This window comes from Micromonospora sp. NPDC047465, from assembly GCF_040643125.1.
GTDB lineage: Bacteria > Actinomycetota > Actinomycetes > Mycobacteriales > Micromonosporaceae > Micromonospora.
The window spans coordinates 13,957-31,848 of record NZ_JBEYTP010000060.1 but is presented as its reverse complement, the minus strand read 5'-3'; the positions used below and the strand labels follow the sequence as shown (position 1 = coordinate 31,848).

Here is a 17,892-nt window from a genome sequence, read left to right as displayed (position 1 = left end):
TGTTCCAGTACTTGGCGACGAGGTCGGCGGCCTGCTGCTCCCACTGGGCGTAGTGGTCGGGGTACGCCGACACCTGCACGGTCTGCGCGGCCTCGGTCAGCGGCATGTCCTGCCACCCGTCGACCTGCTTCAGACCCTTCAGGAACGCCGTGGTCGAGTACTCGGGGTCGGTGATCTGCTCCACCGTGCCCCAACCGCTGGAGGGGCGCTGCTGGAACAGTCCCTGCGAGTCGTGGTCGTTGCGGTCACCCAGGTGACCCAGGTTCTCCAGCTTCGACTCCTGCAACGCGGTCGCGATCGACACCACCGCGGCCCGCTCGTCCATCCCGGCCTTCTTCGTCGCCGCGATGATCGCCTTCACGTTACCCACCTGCTCGTCCGACAGGTCGATCCGCGACTGCGCACCCTGCACACCATGCGGAACCAGCTTCGCGGTGTCCACGGCCGGCTTGTCCGCCGCCACGGCCACGGCGGTGATCGGGGTGCTCTCGACCGTCGGGGCGGCGTGAGCAGCAGCCGGACCGGCGAACACACCACCGGCGAAAGCCAGACCAGCAATACCGAGAACGCTCTTACGCATGATCGTGTTCATCAGATGCTCCATTCGGGGGTTGGCACCACACGCCGAAAGGGGGATTCAGCGGGGCGCAAGCACCGTCCGGCGCTCAACAAACTCAAAGGAGATCCGGCGTCACACGCCGGGAAGAATCAGACCGGCCATCTGAAGACCGACCACGGGAGTGGCCTGTGTCGCGGGGCGAGGGGGTCGCCCCTTCATCGGCCGGGACCATGTGTAACGACCGGCGGCCCACCAACATTCCGGGGCCGGGGCCTGCACGCCAGCCCGCCAGGGGGCGGGGGGTCGCCTTGCTCGGCCGTACGCAGGGTGTAACGACCCCGCCCCGGCCACGATTCCGCGCCCACGATGCCCCCGGTCACACCCGAAACCGGACCCACGGGACACCGCCACCCGGACCGTCGCCTCCCGACGGGCCTCCCGACGGCCCATTCGCCGGATAACGGACAGCCAGGCACGGACGGCGCACGACCACCGACGGGGTGTGGCCCGCCGTGCCCGGCGCAGGGATCAAGCCTGACCGCCCGGAGCCGGGCACGGCGGGCCACACCCCACCACCACGCACCGCAACCCGACACCCCACCACGACCGCACAGCGACCTCACCCGCGCCAAGACAGCACAGCGAGCCACAACGCCACCAAGCCGACGAGCCACGACGCAGAGCAACCGCCGATCACACCCCGCGGCCCCACCGCCGGTACTAGCCTCGACGACAGGGCCGGGCGCGACGCCTGCGGAGGTGATGCCGGATGGCCGCAGCCACCGAGGCGGCCGTGCTGGTCGGGCTCGGCTCGGAGCGCAACCTGCCGGTGGTCAGGCTGGCCGCGCAGGAGGCCGCCGCGCACGGCCGCCCGCTGTGCCTGCTGCACGCGTTCAACTGGACGGCCGCGTTGGAGGCCCCGTCGATCGCGGGGCCGCGCGCCGAGGCCGAGGATCTGATCTCCAGGGCCGCCGAGATCGCCGCCGAGGTCGAGCCGGCGCTGCCGGTCAGCAGCGAGATCGTCGAGGGTGCCGTCGTCGCCACCCTGGTCCGCCGGTCGGAGTCGGCGTTCCTGCTCGCCATCGGAGACGCCGGCATGGCGGCCTGCGGCGACTGCGTGCCGGCCGACGTGCCGGCGGTGCAGCTCGCCGCCCGGGCCGGATGTCCGGTGCTGGTGGCCCGCCGGGATCCGCCGCCGCAGGGCCCGGTGCTGGTCGGGGTGGACGGTTCCGCCAGTTCCCGGGGCGCGTTGGAGTGGGCGTTCGAGTGCGCGGCCCGGCGGGAGTCGCGACTGTTGGCCGTCCGGGTCGTCGAGCCGGAGGAAGGCACGGAGGACCCCGGCCTGCTCGTCGAGTTGGTGGCGCGGTACGCGCGCCGGTTCCCGTCGGTGCCGGCGGAGTGCCACACGATCCGCGGCGACCCCGGTACCGTCCTGGTCGAACAGTCGCGCTCGGCGCAGGTGGCGCTGGTCGCCGCTCGGGGCGACGAGCCGTGGCGGGGCATGCTCGGCGCGGTGAGCCAGGCGCTGCTCTACCACTCCCCCGCGCCGGTGATCGTGGTGCGCGGGCTGACGGGGGTGCCGGTGGACGGGGCGTAACGCCCGCCCGGCGCGGGACCAACGGCCCTGATCCACATCGGCGCCGACCGGCGAAGCTGGGACCGGCCCGGACGAATCCGCGCTCCGAGGATGCAGGATTCCCCTATCCGCGAGAGGCTCATGCAGTATGGACACCGCTCTCGACCTGCACAGCCCCCTGACCCAAGACGAGCTGCGCCGGCTGGACGCCTACTGGCGGGCGGCGAACTACCTGACCGTCGGGCAGATCTACCTGCTGGAAAATCCGCTGCTCCGCGAGCCGCTGGCGCCCGAGCACGTCAAGCCGCGGCTGCTCGGCCACTGGGGCACCAGCCCCGGGCTGAACCTGCTCTACGCCCACCTCAACCGGGTGATCGTCGCCCGTGACCTGCGGGCCATGTTCGTGACCGGTCCCGGCCACGGCGGCCCGGCGATCGTCGCGAACACCTGGCTGGAGGGCACCTGGAGCGAGCGGTACCACCACATCGGCCGCGACGAGGCCGGCATGGCCGGGCTGTTCCGCCAGTTCTCCTTCCCCGGCGGCGTCCCGAGCCACGTGGCGGCGGAGGTGCCGGGTTCGATCCACGAGGGCGGCGAGCTGGGGTACGCGCTGAGCCACGCCTACGGCGCGGCGTTCGACAACCCCGACCTGCTGGTCGCCTGCGTCATCGGGGACGGGGAGGCGGAGACCGGCCCGCTCGCGGGGAGCTGGCTCTCCAACGTGTTCCTCAACCCGGCCCGCGACGGCGCGGTGCTGCCCGTCCTGCATCTCAACGGCTACAAGATCGCCGGCCCGACCGTGCTGGACCGGATCCCCGAGGGCGACCTGCTGGACATGATGCGCGGCTTCGGCTACCAGCCGTACGTGGTGGCCGGTGACGACCCGGCGACCGTGCACCAGACGCTCGCCGCCACGCTGGACCGGGCGCTGGACGAGATCGCCGACATCCAGCGGCGGGCCCGCTCCGGGGGCACCGTCGAGCGTCCCCGCTGGCCGATGATCGTCCTGCGTACGCCGAAGGGCTGGACCGGGCCGCGGGACGTCGACGGCAAGCAGGTGGAGGGCACCTACCGCGCGCACCAGGTTCCCCTGGCGGAGGTACGGAAGAACCCGGAGCACCTGGCCGAGTTGGAGCGCTGGCTGCGCAGCTACCGCCCGGAGGAACTCTTCGACGCGACCGGCGCGCCGGTGGCCGAGCTGGCCGAGCTGCCGCCGACGGGCGAGCGGCGGATGAGCGCCAACCCGGTCACCAACGGCGGGCTGGTGCTGCGCGACCTGAGGCTGCCGGACTTCCGCGACTACGCCGTCGACGTGCAGCGGCCCGGCGAGACCGTGGCCGGGGCCACGGGCGTGCTGGGCCCGTGGATACGCGACGTGATCACCGCCAACCCGGAGACGTTCCGCCTGTTCGGCCCGGACGAGGTCGCCTCGAACCGGCTGGGCGCGGCGTTCGAGGTCACCGACCGGGCGTGGATGGCCGGGACGGTGCCCGGCGACGAGCACCTCTCGCCGGACGGGCGGGTGATGGAGGTCCTCTCCGAGCACCTGTGCCAGGGCTGGCTGGAGGGCTACCTGCTCACCGGCCGGCACGGCATCTTCACCAGCTACGAGGCGTTCATCCACATCGTCGACTCGATGGTCAACCAGCACGCCAAGTGGCTGAAGGTGACCCGGGGCATCCCGTGGCGCGCGCCGGTGGCGTCGCTGAACTACCTGCTGTCGAGCCACGTGTGGCGGCAGGACCACAACGGCTTCTCCCACCAGGACCCGGGCTTCATCGACCACGTGATGAACAAGAAGGCCGAGGTGGTGCGGGTCTACCTGCCGCCGGACGCGAACACCCTGCTCTCGACGATGGACCACTGTTTGCGCAGCCGGCACTACATCAACGTGGTGGTGGCCGGCAAGCAGCCCGCGCCGAACTGGCTGTCGATGGACGAGGCGGTCATGCATTGCCGGCGGGGCATCGGCATCTGGGACTGGGCCAGCACCGACGGCGGCGAGGAGCCGGACGTCGTGCTCGCCTGCGCCGGCGACGTGCCGACGCTGGAGACGCTGGCCGCCGCCGACCTGCTGCACAAGCATCTGCCGGAGCTGAAGGTGCGGGTGGTCAACGTGGTCGACCTGATGCGCCTGCAACCCCCGACGGAGCACCCGCACGGGCTGTCGGACAAGGAGTTCGACACGATCTTCACGCGGGACAGGCAGGTCATCTTCGCCTACCACGGCTACCCGTGGCTGATCCACCGGTTGACCTACCGCCGGACCAACCACGACAACCTGCACGTGCGCGGCTACAAGGAGGAGGGCACCACCACCACGCCGTTCGACATGGTGATGCTCAACGACCTGGACCGCTTCCACCTGGTCATCGACGTGATCGACCGGGTGCCGGGGCTGGCCGCCCGGGCCGCCCACCTGCGGCAGGACATGGTCGACGCGCGCCAGTCCTGCCGGGATTACACCCGCCGCTACGGCGAGGACGACCCTCGGGTCGCAGAATGGCGCTGGGTCCGCGAGACGGAGGCCGGTCTGGAGAGTGGGGCATGAGCGGCAACGAGATCCTGGTCGGCTACGACGGCTCCTCCGACGCCTCGGTCGCGCTGGAGTGGGCGCTGGAGGAGGCCGGTCGCAGCGGACGCCCCGTCCGGCTGGCGTACGTCTTCGAGTGGGTCACCGTGGCCGGCTGGGTCGGCCCCGGCATCGCCCCGGGCATCTGGCCGGACGAGGCAGCCCGCCGGCAGGTCGAGGAGCTGGTAGGCAAGGCGGCGGCGGACGCGGTCGCCGCGCACCCGGAACTGACCGTCACCGGTGAGGTGTTCGACGGGCCGCCCACGGTGGTGCTCCAGGAGCGTTCGAGCCGGGCCGGCCTGCTGGTGCTGGGCACGCGGGGGCACGGCGGTTTCGGCGGGCTGCTCGTCGGCTCGACGGCGGTGGCGGTCACGGCCCACGCGCACTGCCCGGTCGTGGTGGTCCGCCAGGAGGCAGCCGCGGGCGGGCGGACGGGGCCGGTGGTGGTCGGCGTGGACGGCTCGGAGTGCTCGCTGGTGGCGCTCGGCTTCGCGTACGAGCAGGCGGCCGCCCGGGGGCTGCCGCTGCACGTGCTGCGGGCCTGGCATCCGGGGCCCGGCCAGCGCCCGCCGTCGGGTCCTGAGGCATGGGAGGCGACGGCCGCCGACCGGGCCGAGCTGGACGAGCCGCTGGCCCGCTGGAGCCGGGCCTTCCCCGACGTGGAGGTCGACGTGGAGGTGACGGCGGGCAGCCCGGCGTCCCTGCTGGTCGACGCCAGCCGCACCGCGTCCCTGGTGGTGGTCGGCACCCGCGGCCGCGGCGGCCTGACGGGGATGCTGCTCGGCTCGGTCAGCCAACAGCTCATCCACCACGCCCACTGCCCGGTGGCCGTGGTCCGGGAACGCTGAACGAGGGGCCCGCCCGGGGCTCCGCCGGGCTGGGGCACGATGGGGAGAAACGAAAGGTCGTGACGATGAGCCACGAAACGCCGGCCAGGGACCGCCCGCTGACCACCGCCCTCGCGGAGGCCGCCGCGACGGCCGGGCACGCCCCGTCCGTGCACAACAGCCAGCCGTGGCGGTGGCGGGTGCTGCCGGACGCGTTGGAGCTGCGCGTGGTCCGGGATCCCCGGCTGACCGCCACGGACCCGGAGGGTCGCCTGGTGGCGTACAGCTGCGGGGCGGCGCTGCACCACGCGCGGGTGGCGCTGACCGCGGAGGGCTGGACGGCCGTGGTGGAGCGGATGCCTGACCCGGACGCCCCTGATCTGCTCGCCCGGCTGACCGGGCTGGCCCGTGTCGAGGCCGACCCGGAGGCCATGCGCCTGGTGCAGTGCATGCAGGTCCGGCACACGGACCGACGCCCGGTCAGCGACGAGCCGGTGCCGACCGCCACCCTGGGGCGGATCGCGGCGGCGGTCGCCGCCGAGGGGTGCCAGCTCCAGTTCCTCGACCGCGACAACATCCTGGAGCTGGCCGCCGTCGCCAGCCACGCCGCGACGGTCGAGGCGGAGGACTCGCAGCTGCGCGAGGAGTTGGAGTACTGGACCAGCCGGGGCGGCTCCGGCACCGGCCTGCCGCCGGAGGTGCTGCCCGCGGAGGCGCCGCAGACCACCGTGCCGGCCCGGGACTTCGGCCGCCCCGGCACCCTGCCGGTCGGTCCGGGGCACGACCGGGTCGCCGTGTACGGGCTCCTCTACGGCGACGAGGACGAGCCGGACAGCTGGCTGCGCGCCGGCGAGGCGCTCTCGGCCGCCTGGCTGACCGCCACCCGGCTCGGGGTGTCGGTGGTGCCGCTGAGCGGTGTAGTGGAGGTGGCGGGCACCCGGCAGACGCTGCGTGGGCTGCTGGCCGGCCTCGGCTACCCGTACCTCGTGCTGCGGCTGGGGATCGCGGACCCGTCGCACGCCGGCCCGCCGCACACCCCGCGGCTCGAGGTGCGGCAGGTGGTGGACACGTCGGCGGTCCGCTCCGGGGGCGCGTAGCGCGCGTCTTGGGCCACGCCCACCGGGAGATACCATCGCCCGGTGGCCGCCAGCGCACCGGACCCCCCGTACGAACCGCACGTGACCCCCTCCCTGGGGCTGAGCCCGCTGTCCCGGATCCGGCTCGACGAGCTGCTCCAGGAGATGTTGGACCGGGTCGGCGAGGTGGTGACCAGCCGGGAGCGGCTGCGGGCCCTGCTCGACGCGGTGGTCGGCATCAGCACCGACCTGGATCTGCGCAGCACCCTGCAACGCATCGTGGAGGCGGCCTGCGAGCTGGCCGGCGCCCGCTACGGCGCGCTCGGCGTGATCGGCCAGGACCGGATGCTGCACGACTTCATCACCCACGGCATCGACGCGGAGCTGCACGCGAAGATCGGCGACCTGCCCCACGGGCGGGGCGTGCTCGGCCTGCTCATCGACGATCCGCGCCCGCTGCGGATGCCCGACATCACCCAGCATCCGAAGTCCTACGGGTTCCCGCAGCATCACCCGCCGATGCACAGCTTCCTCGGCGTGCCCGTGCGCATCCGCGACCACGTCTTCGGCAACCTCTACCTGGCCGAGAAGCAGGGCGGCGCGGAGTTCACCGAGGACGACGAGGAGATCGTGGTCGCGCTCGCCGCGGCGGCCGGCGTGGCGATCGAGAACGCCCGCCTCTACGCGCTGGCCCACCGGCGGGAGCGCTGGCTCGCCGCGACCGCCGAGATCACCGGCGTGCTGCTGGGCGAGGTGCGCCGCACCGACGCGCTGGCGCTGGTGGCGCGGCGCGCCCGCGAGGTCGCCGAGGCGGAGGTGGCGCTGGTCCTGCTCTACGACCCCGACGCCGAGGAGTTCACCGTCGAGGTGGTGGACGGGGCGGGCGAGCAGGCCGGCGCGCTGGTCGGCACGGTGCTGCCCGCGGCCGAGACGAGCTTCGCCGCCGCCGTCGCCGAGGGCCGGCACGACCAGGTGGCGGATCTGGCCCACGCCGCGCCCTGGCCGGCGTTGTTGAGCACCGGGCCGGCGGTGGTCTCCCCGCTGGCCACCGCCGACACCCTGCACGGCGTGCTGGTGATCGCGCACCGCCCCGACCGGTTGCCCGTGGCCACCGACGACGACATGGCCCTGTTGGGCAGCTTCGCGGGGCAGGCCGCGCTGGCCATGGAACGGGCCCGCGGGCAGGAGGAACGGGAGCTGCTGGTGGTCCTGGAGGACCGCGAGCGGATCGCCCGGGACCTGCACGACGTGGTCATCCAGCGGCTCTTCGCCACGGGCCTGCAGTTGCAGAGCGCCGCCCCGATGGCCACCCGGCCGGAGCTGGCCAAGCGGATCAACGCGGCGGTCGACGACCTGGACGCCACCATCAAGGACATCCGCCGCACCATCTTCGAGCTGCGCACCCCGATGAGCGCGGCGCTGCGCACCGAGATCCGCGAGGCGGTCGAGGTGGCCGCCGAGTCACTCGGCTACCGGCCCCGCCTGGAGCTGACCGGGCCGATCGACAGCGCCGTCCCCGACGAGGTCCGTCCCGACGTCACCGCCGTGCTGCGGGAGGCGCTCTCCAACGCCGTACGCCACGCCCAGGCCACCCGGTTGACCGTGGCGGTGCGCGTCGACGCCGGCCGGGTGACGCTGACCGTCACCGACGACGGGGTGGGCTGCGACCCGGCCGCCGCGCGCGGCGGGCTGGTCAACCTGCGCGAGCGCGCCGAACGGCACGGTGGCGAGTTCGAGGTGCGCCTGGCCGAGCCCCGCGGCACCGAACTCCACTGGTCCGTCCCCCTGCCCGCCTGACGCCGCGACCCGGCGCCCGCTCGTGCGGGCGTCCTCCCGCGCGCTGTCGAGCTGCCCCACGGGACGGGGCAGGACGACGGTCGGTGGCGGTCAGCGGGCCTTGCCGAGGAGCCGGGTGGCGAGGACGGCGGCCTGGGTGCGGCGCTCCAGGCCGAGCTTGGCCAGCACGCTGGAGACGTAGTTCTTCACCGTCTTCTCGGCCAGGAACATCTTCCCGGCGATCTCCCGGTTGGTGAGGCCCTCGGCCACGTACTCCAGGATCCGCCGCTCCTGCTCGGTGAGCGACTTCAGCTCGCGGGGCTGTTCGACGCCGCTGCGGATGCGCTCCAGCACGCGGGTGGTGATCGCCGGGTCGAGCAGCGACTGGCCGGCCGCCACCCGGCGCACGGCGTCGACCAGGTCGGTGCCGCGGATCTGCTTGAGCACGTAGCCGGCGGCGCCGGCCATGATCGCCGCGAAGAGCGCCTCGTCGTCCTCGTACGAGGTGAGGATCAGGCCCTTGATCGACGAGTCCACGGCCCGGACGTCCCGGCACACGTCGATGCCGTTGCCGTCGGGCAGCCGCGCGTCGAGGATCGCCACGTCCGGCCGCAGGGCCGGGATGCGGCGGGCCGCCTCCTGGGCCAGACCGGACTCGCCCACCACCTCGATGTCACCGCTGCTCTGCAGCAGGTCGGCCAGGCCACGACGGACGACCTCGTGGTCGTCGAGCAGGAACACGCGGATCATCCCTCGTTTCTACCCCGTACCCACCGGGTTCCGCACGGGCCGAAGGTCCCGAACCGGCCCGTCCGGGCCGTCGTCCGGCCCCACTCCACCGGGACGCCCGTGGGCAGGTGGGCGGAGCCCGCCGGGCCGAAGGCCCCCTGACCTGCGACGGAGCCGGTCGGGCCGAGGGCCCCTGACCTGGCACGGGGCCGGTCGGGCCCGGCGGGACGGGACGTCCGGCCCTGCCCGCGCCCCGCCCCGCTGACGCACCGTGGAGGTGTACCGGAAGGGGCGGCACGACCTGCCACGGGAAGGAGCACAATCATGGACACCGGCTTCACCGTCGAGCAGCTACGGGCCGCCGCGACCGACGCCGTACGGGCACCGTCGCTGCACAACACCCAGCCGTGGCGGTTCCGGTTGCGCGACGGCGGCATCGAGGTGCTGGTCGACCCGGCCCGGCGCCTGCCGGCCACCGACCCGAACGGCTGGGGCGTCCGGATCGCCTGCGGGGCGGCGCTGTTCAACCTGCGGATCTCCCTCGCCGCGGCCGGCGCCCCGGCGACCGTACGGCTGCGTCCCTACCCGGCGGAGCCGGACGTGGTGGCCCGGCTGGTCCCGGACGTGCCGCGCCGCCCCACCCCCGCCGAGCAGGCCCTGCACGCGGCGATCCCCCGCCGGTTCAGCAACCGGGCGCCGTTCTGGCCCGACCCGGTGCCCGCCGACGCCCGCTGGCGGCTGGCCGAGGCGGCCCGCGCCGAGCACTGCTGGCTGGAGCTGCTGATCGGGGTCAGCGCCGTCAACGCGTTCGCCGAGATCGCCCGCAGCGCCCACCGGGTCCTCGAACGCGACCCGGCGTACGTGGCCGAACGCCAGGAGTGGGTGCGCTCGGCCCCCGCCCCCGACGGGGTGCCGGTCGCGTCCGGCGGCCCGCTGGGCGAGCCGCAGGACCTGCTGCCCTCCCGGGGCTTCGGCGGTCTGGACCGGGCGCCGGGGCGGGACTTCGAGCCGGAGCCGCTGGTCGTGGTGCTCGGCTCGCCCGGCAACACCGCCGTCGACCAGGTCGTCGCCGGCCAGGCGTTGCAGCGGGTGCTGCTGACCGCGACGGATTCGGGGCTGGCGGTGTCGATGCTGTCCCAGCCGATCGAGGTGCCGAGCGCGCGGGAGCGGTTGCGGCTGTCGCTGGGGCGGTTCGGCACGCCGCAGATGGTGATGCGCATCGGGTACGGCCAGCCGGGCTGGCCGACCCCACGCCGGGATGTGGACGAGGTGCTGGACCTGTTCAGCTTTCAGCCCCAGGTCGACATGAAGTACTGCTGAGCGAGGTTCTGCGAGCTTGCCGGTCAAGCCGGCAAACAGCGGCCGGCCCGTGCGGCAGTCACATGTGTGATCACCGCCCGGGCCGGCCTGGCAGGTTATCGGTGGCTAGCCCCGAGAACCATCGGGTGCAACGGAGACGTCGATCTCTCCACCGATGGACTGGACATCCAGGACGCATCCCTCCAGCTCAATTCGGGCCTGGACGGGAATACCGACTTCGTCGTTTTCCAGCGCGATCGAGATCACCTCGATCCCACCTTCCGGGATGTCAGCAACGAGTGGCTCGCGAGAGAATCCCTCGGGCGGCCAGAGGTAGTCCGGCACGCCCGAATCGGGCCTCCACTCCAACAGCAGGGACCAGTCCGTCCAGACGGTGCAGACAACGGACGAGCCGTCGGTGAGGCCGATCTGCAACGCCGCCGGCTTGCCGTCGCCGTCGACCAGTTCAGACACGGCCCTCGCTCTCCGACCCGTGACACCGTTCGGATCCAACATCTCAGGACGACCTGTCACGAAGACTCCTCTACGCGGTGGAGCGTCCCCGCAGGAACCAGACTAGCCACGGCAGCCGCACTGGATGCGCGAGGCTCTGTCGTACCAGCCGTTGCCGCGAGTGCCGAGCGGGAACATCGTGACGAACGTTCCGTCCCCCTTGGTGATCAGCAGGTCGTCGCCCTTCCGGTAGAACCAGTAGTCGTCGGCTCCACCCCGCTGCGGGTTGTACGGACCCTGCCGCACCTCGTCGCTCTCGTTCCGCACTTCGTGAATCCGCTTCCTGAACCATTCCCGGGCAGCGGGGTCACCCGGATCCAGCTTGTACTCCTTCGAGTGGCTGCCCCACTTGTCACCGAACTGCTTTCCGCCGACCCCACTCAGTTCCGGACCGCAGTTGTGGACGAGAACAGGGGTGTCGCCGGCGACCACGTAGTAGGTGTGGATGTCCTCGACAGTGAGGTCGTGCATGATCGCAGCGCCGGCATAGGAACGGATGGCACGAACAACGGCATCCTCGCCGTCGGCTGTCCGCAGCCGCTCGCCGATCCGAAGATCACCAGCGTCGACCCACTCGCTCCTGGTCTTGCTCCAGAAGGGGTGGTGCTGCGTCGTCTTGAGTACGGCATCCCCCGCCCCGGCGACAGCGATCCGGACATCAGCCAGGTCCACGTCCTCGTGACGATGAGTGTCGGTGACTTGACGGACGGCGGTCTCGCCTGTTTCGGGATTCGTGGCGACAACCTGGTCACCTTCGCTCAGCTTCGCTATCGGCTTCTCGTCACCGTTGGCCATGAGGACCCTGGTGTCCGGGGCGAAACTGTGCTGCTGCTTCAGGCAGTCCCCTGCCCTCTTCAGCACGTCATCGGCCCACTTGGCCTCGTCGCGCCACTTCATCAGGGCCTTGCCCGTCTTGCCGAGAAGCTTGATCATGTCTCCGCCCTTGCGGAGGAACTGAAGCGCCTTCCCGACCGGCAGCATGCTCGACAGTGACCAGGCGCAGGCCTTCAGATCGCCGTCGATGCACTTCATGATGTCGTCGATGCCGAAGAACTGGATCAGGAGCTCGCCGCCGGCCTTGAGGATGATGTCGATCGCCCGCTGCTTCTTGACCTCCTTGGCGCGCTTGATCTCCTCGTCGGTGGGGCCCTTCTTGCCGCCGCCCTTCCCACCGCCGTTGCCGCCACCGGCTTCGTGCGCGGCCTGGGCGGCGGCCCAGTCGTCACCGCCGCACTTGCCGCCGCAGCCGTCGTTGTCGCCCGGCACCTCGTGGTAGTTGCCGTACATGTCCTCGTAGTCGGCGCCCGGACCGCAGGCGTCGTCGGAGCATGCCTTGAGGCCGCTCGGGTCCGAGAACGTGATCGGGCTGTTGTTGCCGTAGGCGTAGGCGTTCCACTGCTGCGGGTCGGCCAGGTCCTGGATCGGGTCGACCGAGATGAACCGTCCCAACCCGGGGTCGTACTGTCTGGCACCGATGTGGGTCAGACCGGTCGGGTCCTTGTCGCCGCCGACGAAGCCCTTGCTGTTGCTCCACTGCGGCTGGCTGCCGCGCGGATCGCCGTACGGGGTCTGCCGGCGGACGGTGACCGCCTGGGTGCCGGCGTTGATCGCCGTCTGCTGGGTGCCCTGGTGGTCGGTGTAGAGCCAGGTCAACCCATTCGGCGTCCGGTTACCCACCATCTTGCCGGCGAAGCTGTAGTAGCGGGTGCCGGTGACGACCGAGGTGTTCTCGCGCCGGATCTCCTGTCCCGGCAGGTAGAGGGTGGTGCCGGTGGCGTCGCGGCGGATCAGCCGCGCGCCCTCGGCGTCGTAGATGTTGGTCTCGACGGTCTGCCCGCCCGCGCTCACCGAGGCCAGCCTGCCCTCGGAGTTCCAGCTGAGCGTTTGCGAGTTCGTCCCGTTGTCGCAGTTGTTCGCCGCCGTGCCGACCGGGCGACAGGTCATGTTGCCGCCGTCGTCGTAGGCGTACTTCGTGGTGACCGCCGACTGGCCCGGCGCCTCGGTGACGACCTGGGTGACGACGTGCGGACGGACCACGTCCTTGCCGCTGGTGGGCGCCGTGTACGTACGGGTGGTGTCGCCTGCGGCGGTGTGCACCTTCTCGGTGCTGCGGTTGCCGACGTCGTCGAGGGTCCACTCGTGCCAGTACGGCGCCGGGCCGCCCAGGTTGGGCAGGCCCGGGTCGGCCGCACAGTCGATGCCCGACTTCGGCGTCCACGCGTTGGTCATCCGCCGCAGCTCGTCGTAGCGGAAGCACTGGGTGTCGGCCGCGCCGACCTCCGGGGTGTCCGCGATCGACAGGATGTTGCCGGCCGCGTCCCGGGTGAAGCGGGTGTCCGCCACCGTCCCGGTGGCGGTCTCCGGCTTGACCTTCACCCGGTCGACCCGCCGGGTGGTGAGGTCGTAGTAGGTGGTGTCCTGGACGTACACCCCGCCGTCGACCTTGCGGGTGGTCAGCGTCGGCTCACCGTACTGGGTGTAGTCCTGGCCGATGACGTAGCGGCCGACGTTGATCAGGTTGGTGGCCAGCTCCGTCGGCAGGCCGGTGACGGGGTCGTACTTCGTCTCGACGGTCTCGGTGGTCAGACCACCACCGGCCGGGTAGGTGATGCTGGCCGGGCTGCCGTCGTACGGCGAGTAGCCGTAGCCGTAGATCCACGTTCCGGCCAGGCTGGTGCCCTCGTTGGCGGGGACGACGTAGTTCGCCCCGGTCGGCTGGTAGCGGGTGTTGAAGCCGCGCGCCTGCCACTTGTAGGCGTTGGCGGAGCCCGCCGACTCGTACCGGATGCTCTGGGTGAGCTGACCGCGGACGGTCTGGCCGCTGTAGAGCTTGTCGTACTTCCACTCGGCCAGTTTGTTCGCGTCCGCGAGGCTGCCCTGGTAGAGGCCGATTCGCCGGCCCAGCGAGTCGTACTCGTTGACGAGCACGTTGTCGTTGGCGTCGGTGGTCGTCTCCACCTGGTCGTACGCGGTGTACGTGGTGGTGGTCGTGCCCTTGTCCGGGTCCTTCGCGGTGATCTGCCGGCCCTTGACGTCGTAGGCGTTGACCCACTCGTTGCCGCCGGTGTCCTTGACCAGCGTGAGCTGGCCCTTGCGGTTGTAGGTGTACGTGGTGACGTGGTCCGGCTCGACCCCGGTGCTGTCGACCCGCTGCCGCAGCTCGACGGTCCGGCCCTCGATGTCGGTCTTCGTCGTGGTGACGGTGCCGCCCTGCGGCGGGGTCACCGTGATGGTGTCACCCAGGTACCGGGTGGTGGTGCGCCACTTCTCGACGAGGTTGGTGACGCCGTCGGTGCCGAAGAAGACCGCGTCGGTGGCCCGGGACGCGTTGTCGTAGACGGTCTTCGACAGCGCCGGTACCGACCACTCCGGCTCCCACCAGAGCGCGCCCGAGGGCGCGCCCGGCTCGGCGTGCGCCTGGTAGGTCGTCACGGCGCGGCCGGTCGTGTCGTACAGGGTGTCGGTGACCACCCGGTCGCCGCCCACGCCGGCCTTCTGCGTCTGGCGCGGCCGCAGGAAGGCGTCCTTGATGTCGTACGCCGTCAGGTAGCCGCCCCCGGCGTGCAGCGTCCGGCTCTTCGTGTACGGGTAGGCGTCCCGGTTCGGCGCGTACGAGTAGGTGTACTCGACCGACGGGCTCGTCGGGTGGTCCGCCTTCGACCAGCCGACCTTCCAGCCCCGGGCGAGCCGGCCCATCGGGTCGTACTCGATGTCGGCGACCCGGCCGTTGTAGTCCGTGGTCCGGATCGGGGCACCCCAGTACGGCCGCGTCTCGATGGTGGTGGTCCAGTCGGTGGTGCTGCCGTTCGGGTCGGGCGTCTTGGTGACGACCTTGGTGACCGGCCCACCGGTGGCCGGGGTGTACTCCGTGGTCACCGTCCGGCCGCGCGTGTCGGTGGCGGTCTTCGGCCGCCCGTACGCGTCGAAGGTGGCCTGGCTGACGGTCTGCCACACGGTGCCGCCGGCGGCCGACCAGTCCTTCAGCCGGTCGACCCGGGTGACCGCACCCGTCGTCGGCGCGGTGTCGACGCTGGTCGCACCGTCGTAGAACGTCCGCTCGTCGGCGAGGATGTCGTCCTGGCTGGCGGGCGCGGTGGCGCAGGGCACCGCCTTGACGGTGGTCTGCTTGACCGTCTGCGTGATGTTCGCGCCGGTGTTGCGGTTGTAGAGGTAGGTGGTGCACTTCTCGTCGCCGGTCTTGGCGATGTCACCGTCGGACTGGATGCTGTCCGTGGTGCCGTAGGTGTCGTTGAAGTTCGACACCGTGCGCGAGACCCGCCAGCCCGACCCGCCGTCCACGCCCAGGGCGGTCCCGTTGTACGTGATCCGGGTGTTGGTCCAGCGGGCGGTGACCTCGTCGCCGTTGATGGTGCGGGTGGCGAGTGCCGGCGAGCGCCACGGCACGTTGACGGTCTTGCTGACCGGCTTGGTGTCGACGCCGTTGTAGAGCACCTGCTCACGCACCATGCCGGCGAACTGGTCCTCGTCGTACACCGTCTCGGTGCCCAGGGACGCGGCGACGGTGACCTCGCGGGTGCCGCCGGACTTGTTCAGCCGGTCGCCGTGCATGCCCCGCAGGAAGGTGGTGCGGGTCAGGGTCTGCGCCGGGGCGTCGCCCTTGCGGACCTCGACCTGGGCGTAGCCGCGGAACTGGTTCCACGTCTTGCGCTTCGGCTTGACCAGGCCGTTGTCGTCGGCGTAGTGCCACGCCGGCGTGCCCAGGTACTTGTAGTAGGTGTTCTGCACCGGCTGGCCGCGGTCGGAGCCGCTGGCCATGACCATGATGTCCGACTCGGACACCTGCTTCACGACGTACTTGTGCCAGTACTCGGTGAGTTCCTTGCTGGAGTCGTACGGGTCCGGGCCGACCACCGGGTAGCAGAGCCGGGTGTTGGTCTCCGGCGCCGACGGCAGGCTGCCGGAGGTGCAGTCGGGCAGGCTGTAGGTGACCTGGATCTTGCCGCCGGTCTCGGTGACGATGTTGCCGATCCGCATCCGGTTGTTGCTGGTGTTGTTCTTGCTGAGGACCCGGTTCGGCATCGACACCGGCTCGAACGTCACCGGCGGCATCGCCTCCGTGCCGCCGACGAGGCCCTTGTACTGCAACGAGCTGAGCCACAGGCCGGCGTGGTCGCTGCCGTCACCGACCGCCGGGTAGGTGTGGCCGAGCGTCCACGAGTCGACGGGCTGCCACGCCGGGGTGGTCTTGGTGGTGTCCCACACCTGGGTGGTGACGGTCGAGAGCCGCTTGGTGGTCCAGAACGTCGGCCCGTAGTTCTCCTTGCAGTCCGCCGCCCCGGCCGTGCACTCCTGGTCCCACGGCACGTCCTTCCAGTGCGCCGCGTCCTTGACGTGGCAGTCCGACGCGCACCGGTCGACGCTGTTCAGGACGACCTGCGCGAGCGGGGTCACGGACCGGTCGGTGGCGCCGCGGTCCCAGGTGCCGTAGTCGATCCGCTTGAGCACGCCGCCCCGGGTGTACAGGGCCTTGTTGGTCGACGTGGCGTTCTTGCCGTAGTAGTTGGTCTCCTTGTCGTACCAGTACGACAGCGTGTTGCCACGGGGATCGACGACGTAGTCGAGGTTCCACCGCCACGTCTGGTTGCAGAACGACGAGGCGAACGACGAGACGTTGCACGGCTCGTTGATGTGGTTGCCGGCGACGGGGACGGTCCACGCCGAGTTCGTCGCGCTGCCCTGCCCCGGCAGGTTGTTCAGGCCGAAGAAATACTGCACGCCGTCGGACGTGGTGACCTTCCAGTGCTCACCGTTGTCGTCGCCGTTGCCGGCGCCGGTGAGCTTCTCGATCTTCGATCCGTCCTCGCTGCGGGTGTGCCACCCCTTGCCGGCCTCGTAGATCAGCTCGCCGCCGCGCCCGTTGAGCGACAGGGTGGCGTTGTCGGACCGCCAGCACTGGTCGCCGGTGCGGTTGGTGCTGTTGTTGCCGCCGGTCATGTCGTCGGCGCACGGCACGTAGCTGCGCTCGATGTAGCCGGACCAGAGGTCGAAGCCCTCACCGACCCACGACGGCTGGCTGTTCGACGCGTCCGACTGACCGTCGACCTTGTCGGAGGTGTAGGACAGGCCCAGGGTAGGTGCCGGGCCGCCGATGGCCGGCGGCATCCGCATCGGGTACGACCAGGTGAAGCCGCCCGTCGACGTGCCCGCCGACCAGGTCGCGCTGGCCGACATCGGGGTGGCGGAGAAGTCGCCCTCCGGCCCCGAGGCACCGGCCGCCAACGCCACCAGCGTGGCGGTGCCGGCGCTCCGCGCGTCCGCGCCGCTCGCCGTGACCGGCACCTCGGCGCTGACGGAGCTGCCGTCGTTGCGGGACTTCAGCGGCGTGGCCGCGCACCCGGCCTTCCCGGGGGTGCGCAGCCCGCACTCCGGCACCTGCCAGAGGGTGAGCCGCGACGACCAGTTGCCGCCGAAGGCGTGCTTGAAGCCGCGGTAGTCCACCGAGACGGTGGCGGCGGCCGGCTGGGGCGCGGCCCCGTCCGGCGCGCTGGTCGCGCCCGCCCTGACCGCCGGCTGGTCGGCGGTGCCGCCGCCGACGCGCAGCAGCAGGCCGTCGCGCCAGCGCGCCGGCACCGCCGACCGGTCCAGCACCTCCACGGACACCGCCGACGCCCGGTCGCCCGCCGCGCCGGGGGCGCGGCTCACCGACACCGGCAGCGCTCCCGCCTTCACCGCAGCAGCGGCGGCCCGCGCACCGGCCGGGGCGGCGGGCAGGGTCACCGACGCCTTGCCCGGCTTCGGCCACACGGGGGCGGCGAGCTTCGCGCTCTCCGCCTCCTTGAAGGGGTACGCCCGCCCCTGCGCCGTGCTGCCGTGCTCGTCGAGCTTCTCCCGCTGGCCGGTGAGCTTCGTCGGGTCGGGCGCCGCCTGCGCGGGTGCCGACAGGCCGGAGACGGCGAGGGTGCCGGTGAGCGCCACCGCCACGGCGACATGGATCCGGTTAGGCC

General features: G+C 71.8%; 10 protein-coding genes. 6 read left to right on the top strand and 4 right to left on the bottom strand.

The features are described from left to right. A partial coding sequence (locus ABZ793_RS31665; RefSeq protein WP_357464044.1) for a hypothetical protein occupies nt 1-592 on the bottom strand: 592 nt, incomplete at its 3' end. A gap of 736 nt (nt 593-1,328) precedes the next feature. On the opposite strand from ABZ793_RS31665, the gene ABZ793_RS31660 reads away from it, so the two are divergent. The 5 genes from ABZ793_RS31660 to ABZ793_RS31640 all read left to right on the top strand — a co-directional run bounded on the left by ABZ793_RS31660 (nt 1,329) and on the right by ABZ793_RS31640 (nt 8,407). Then, the gene (locus tag ABZ793_RS31660; RefSeq protein ID WP_357464041.1) at nt 1,329-2,156 is read left to right on the top strand and encodes a universal stress protein; all 828 of its coding nucleotides are present in this window, start codon (nt 1,329-1,331) and stop codon (nt 2,154-2,156) included. 127 nt (nt 2,157-2,283) lie between these two features. After that, the gene (locus ABZ793_RS31655) at nt 2,284-4,686 is read left to right on the top strand and encodes a phosphoketolase family protein (protein ID WP_357464038.1); all 2,403 of its coding nucleotides are present in this window, start codon (nt 2,284-2,286) and stop codon (nt 4,684-4,686) included. Continuing rightward, on the top strand, nt 4,683-5,555 hold the full coding sequence (locus tag ABZ793_RS31650; RefSeq protein ID WP_357464035.1) for a universal stress protein: 873 nt from the start codon (nt 4,683-4,685) through the stop codon (nt 5,553-5,555). Before ABZ793_RS31655 ends, ABZ793_RS31650 begins: the two co-directional genes overlap by 4 nt. Before the next feature lie 65 nt (nt 5,556-5,620). After that, complete coding sequence (locus ABZ793_RS31645; protein WP_357464033.1) at nt 5,621-6,631, top strand: nitroreductase; 1,011 nt, start codon at nt 5,621-5,623, stop codon at nt 6,629-6,631. 99 nt (nt 6,632-6,730) lie between these two features. Then, on the top strand, nt 6,731-8,407 hold the full coding sequence (locus tag ABZ793_RS31640) for a GAF domain-containing protein (RefSeq protein WP_357464047.1): 1,677 nt from the start codon (nt 6,731-6,733) through the stop codon (nt 8,405-8,407). 90 nt (nt 8,408-8,497) lie between these two features. On the opposite strand, the gene ABZ793_RS31635 is transcribed toward ABZ793_RS31640, so the two are convergent. Next, entirely contained in the window at nt 8,498-9,136 is a 639-nt protein-coding gene (locus tag ABZ793_RS31635) for a response regulator transcription factor (protein WP_357464030.1), read from the bottom strand. A 303-nt stretch (nt 9,137-9,439) separates the two neighbouring features. Between ABZ793_RS31635 and ABZ793_RS31630 the strand changes: the two genes are divergently transcribed. Continuing rightward, nucleotides 9,440-10,435, top strand: coding sequence for a nitroreductase (locus tag ABZ793_RS31630; protein WP_357464027.1), 996 nt, complete (start codon nt 9,440-9,442; stop codon nt 10,433-10,435). Between the two features lie 105 nt (nt 10,436-10,540). Here ABZ793_RS31630 and ABZ793_RS31625 read toward each other — a convergent pair whose 3' ends face one another. Beyond that, on the bottom strand, nt 10,541-10,888 hold the full coding sequence (locus ABZ793_RS31625; RefSeq protein ID WP_357464024.1) for a hypothetical protein: 348 nt from the start codon (nt 10,886-10,888) through the stop codon (nt 10,541-10,543). 102 nt (nt 10,889-10,990) lie between these two features. Continuing rightward, nucleotides 10,991-17,869, bottom strand: a complete 6,879-nt coding sequence (locus ABZ793_RS31620; protein WP_357464021.1) for a polymorphic toxin-type HINT domain-containing protein — start codon at nt 17,867-17,869, stop codon at nt 10,991-10,993. Nucleotides 17,870-17,892 lie beyond the last annotated feature (23 nt).

Coding starts and splice junctions, on each gene's coding strand:
- ABZ793_RS31660 (WP_357464041.1), top strand. CDS start 1,329: ATGGCCGCAGCCACCGAGGCGGCCGTGCTGGTCGGGCTCGGCTCGGAG.
- ABZ793_RS31655 (WP_357464038.1), top strand. CDS start 2,284: ATGGACACCGCTCTCGACCTGCACAGCCCCCTGACCCAAGACGAGCTG.
- ABZ793_RS31650 (WP_357464035.1), top strand. CDS start 4,683: ATGAGCGGCAACGAGATCCTGGTCGGCTACGACGGCTCCTCCGACGCC.
- ABZ793_RS31645 (WP_357464033.1), top strand. CDS start 5,621: ATGAGCCACGAAACGCCGGCCAGGGACCGCCCGCTGACCACCGCCCTC.
- ABZ793_RS31635 (WP_357464030.1), bottom strand. CDS start 9,136: ATGATCCGCGTGTTCCTGCTCGACGACCACGAGGTCGTCCGTCGTGGC.
- ABZ793_RS31630 (WP_357464027.1), top strand. CDS start 9,440: ATGGACACCGGCTTCACCGTCGAGCAGCTACGGGCCGCCGCGACCGAC.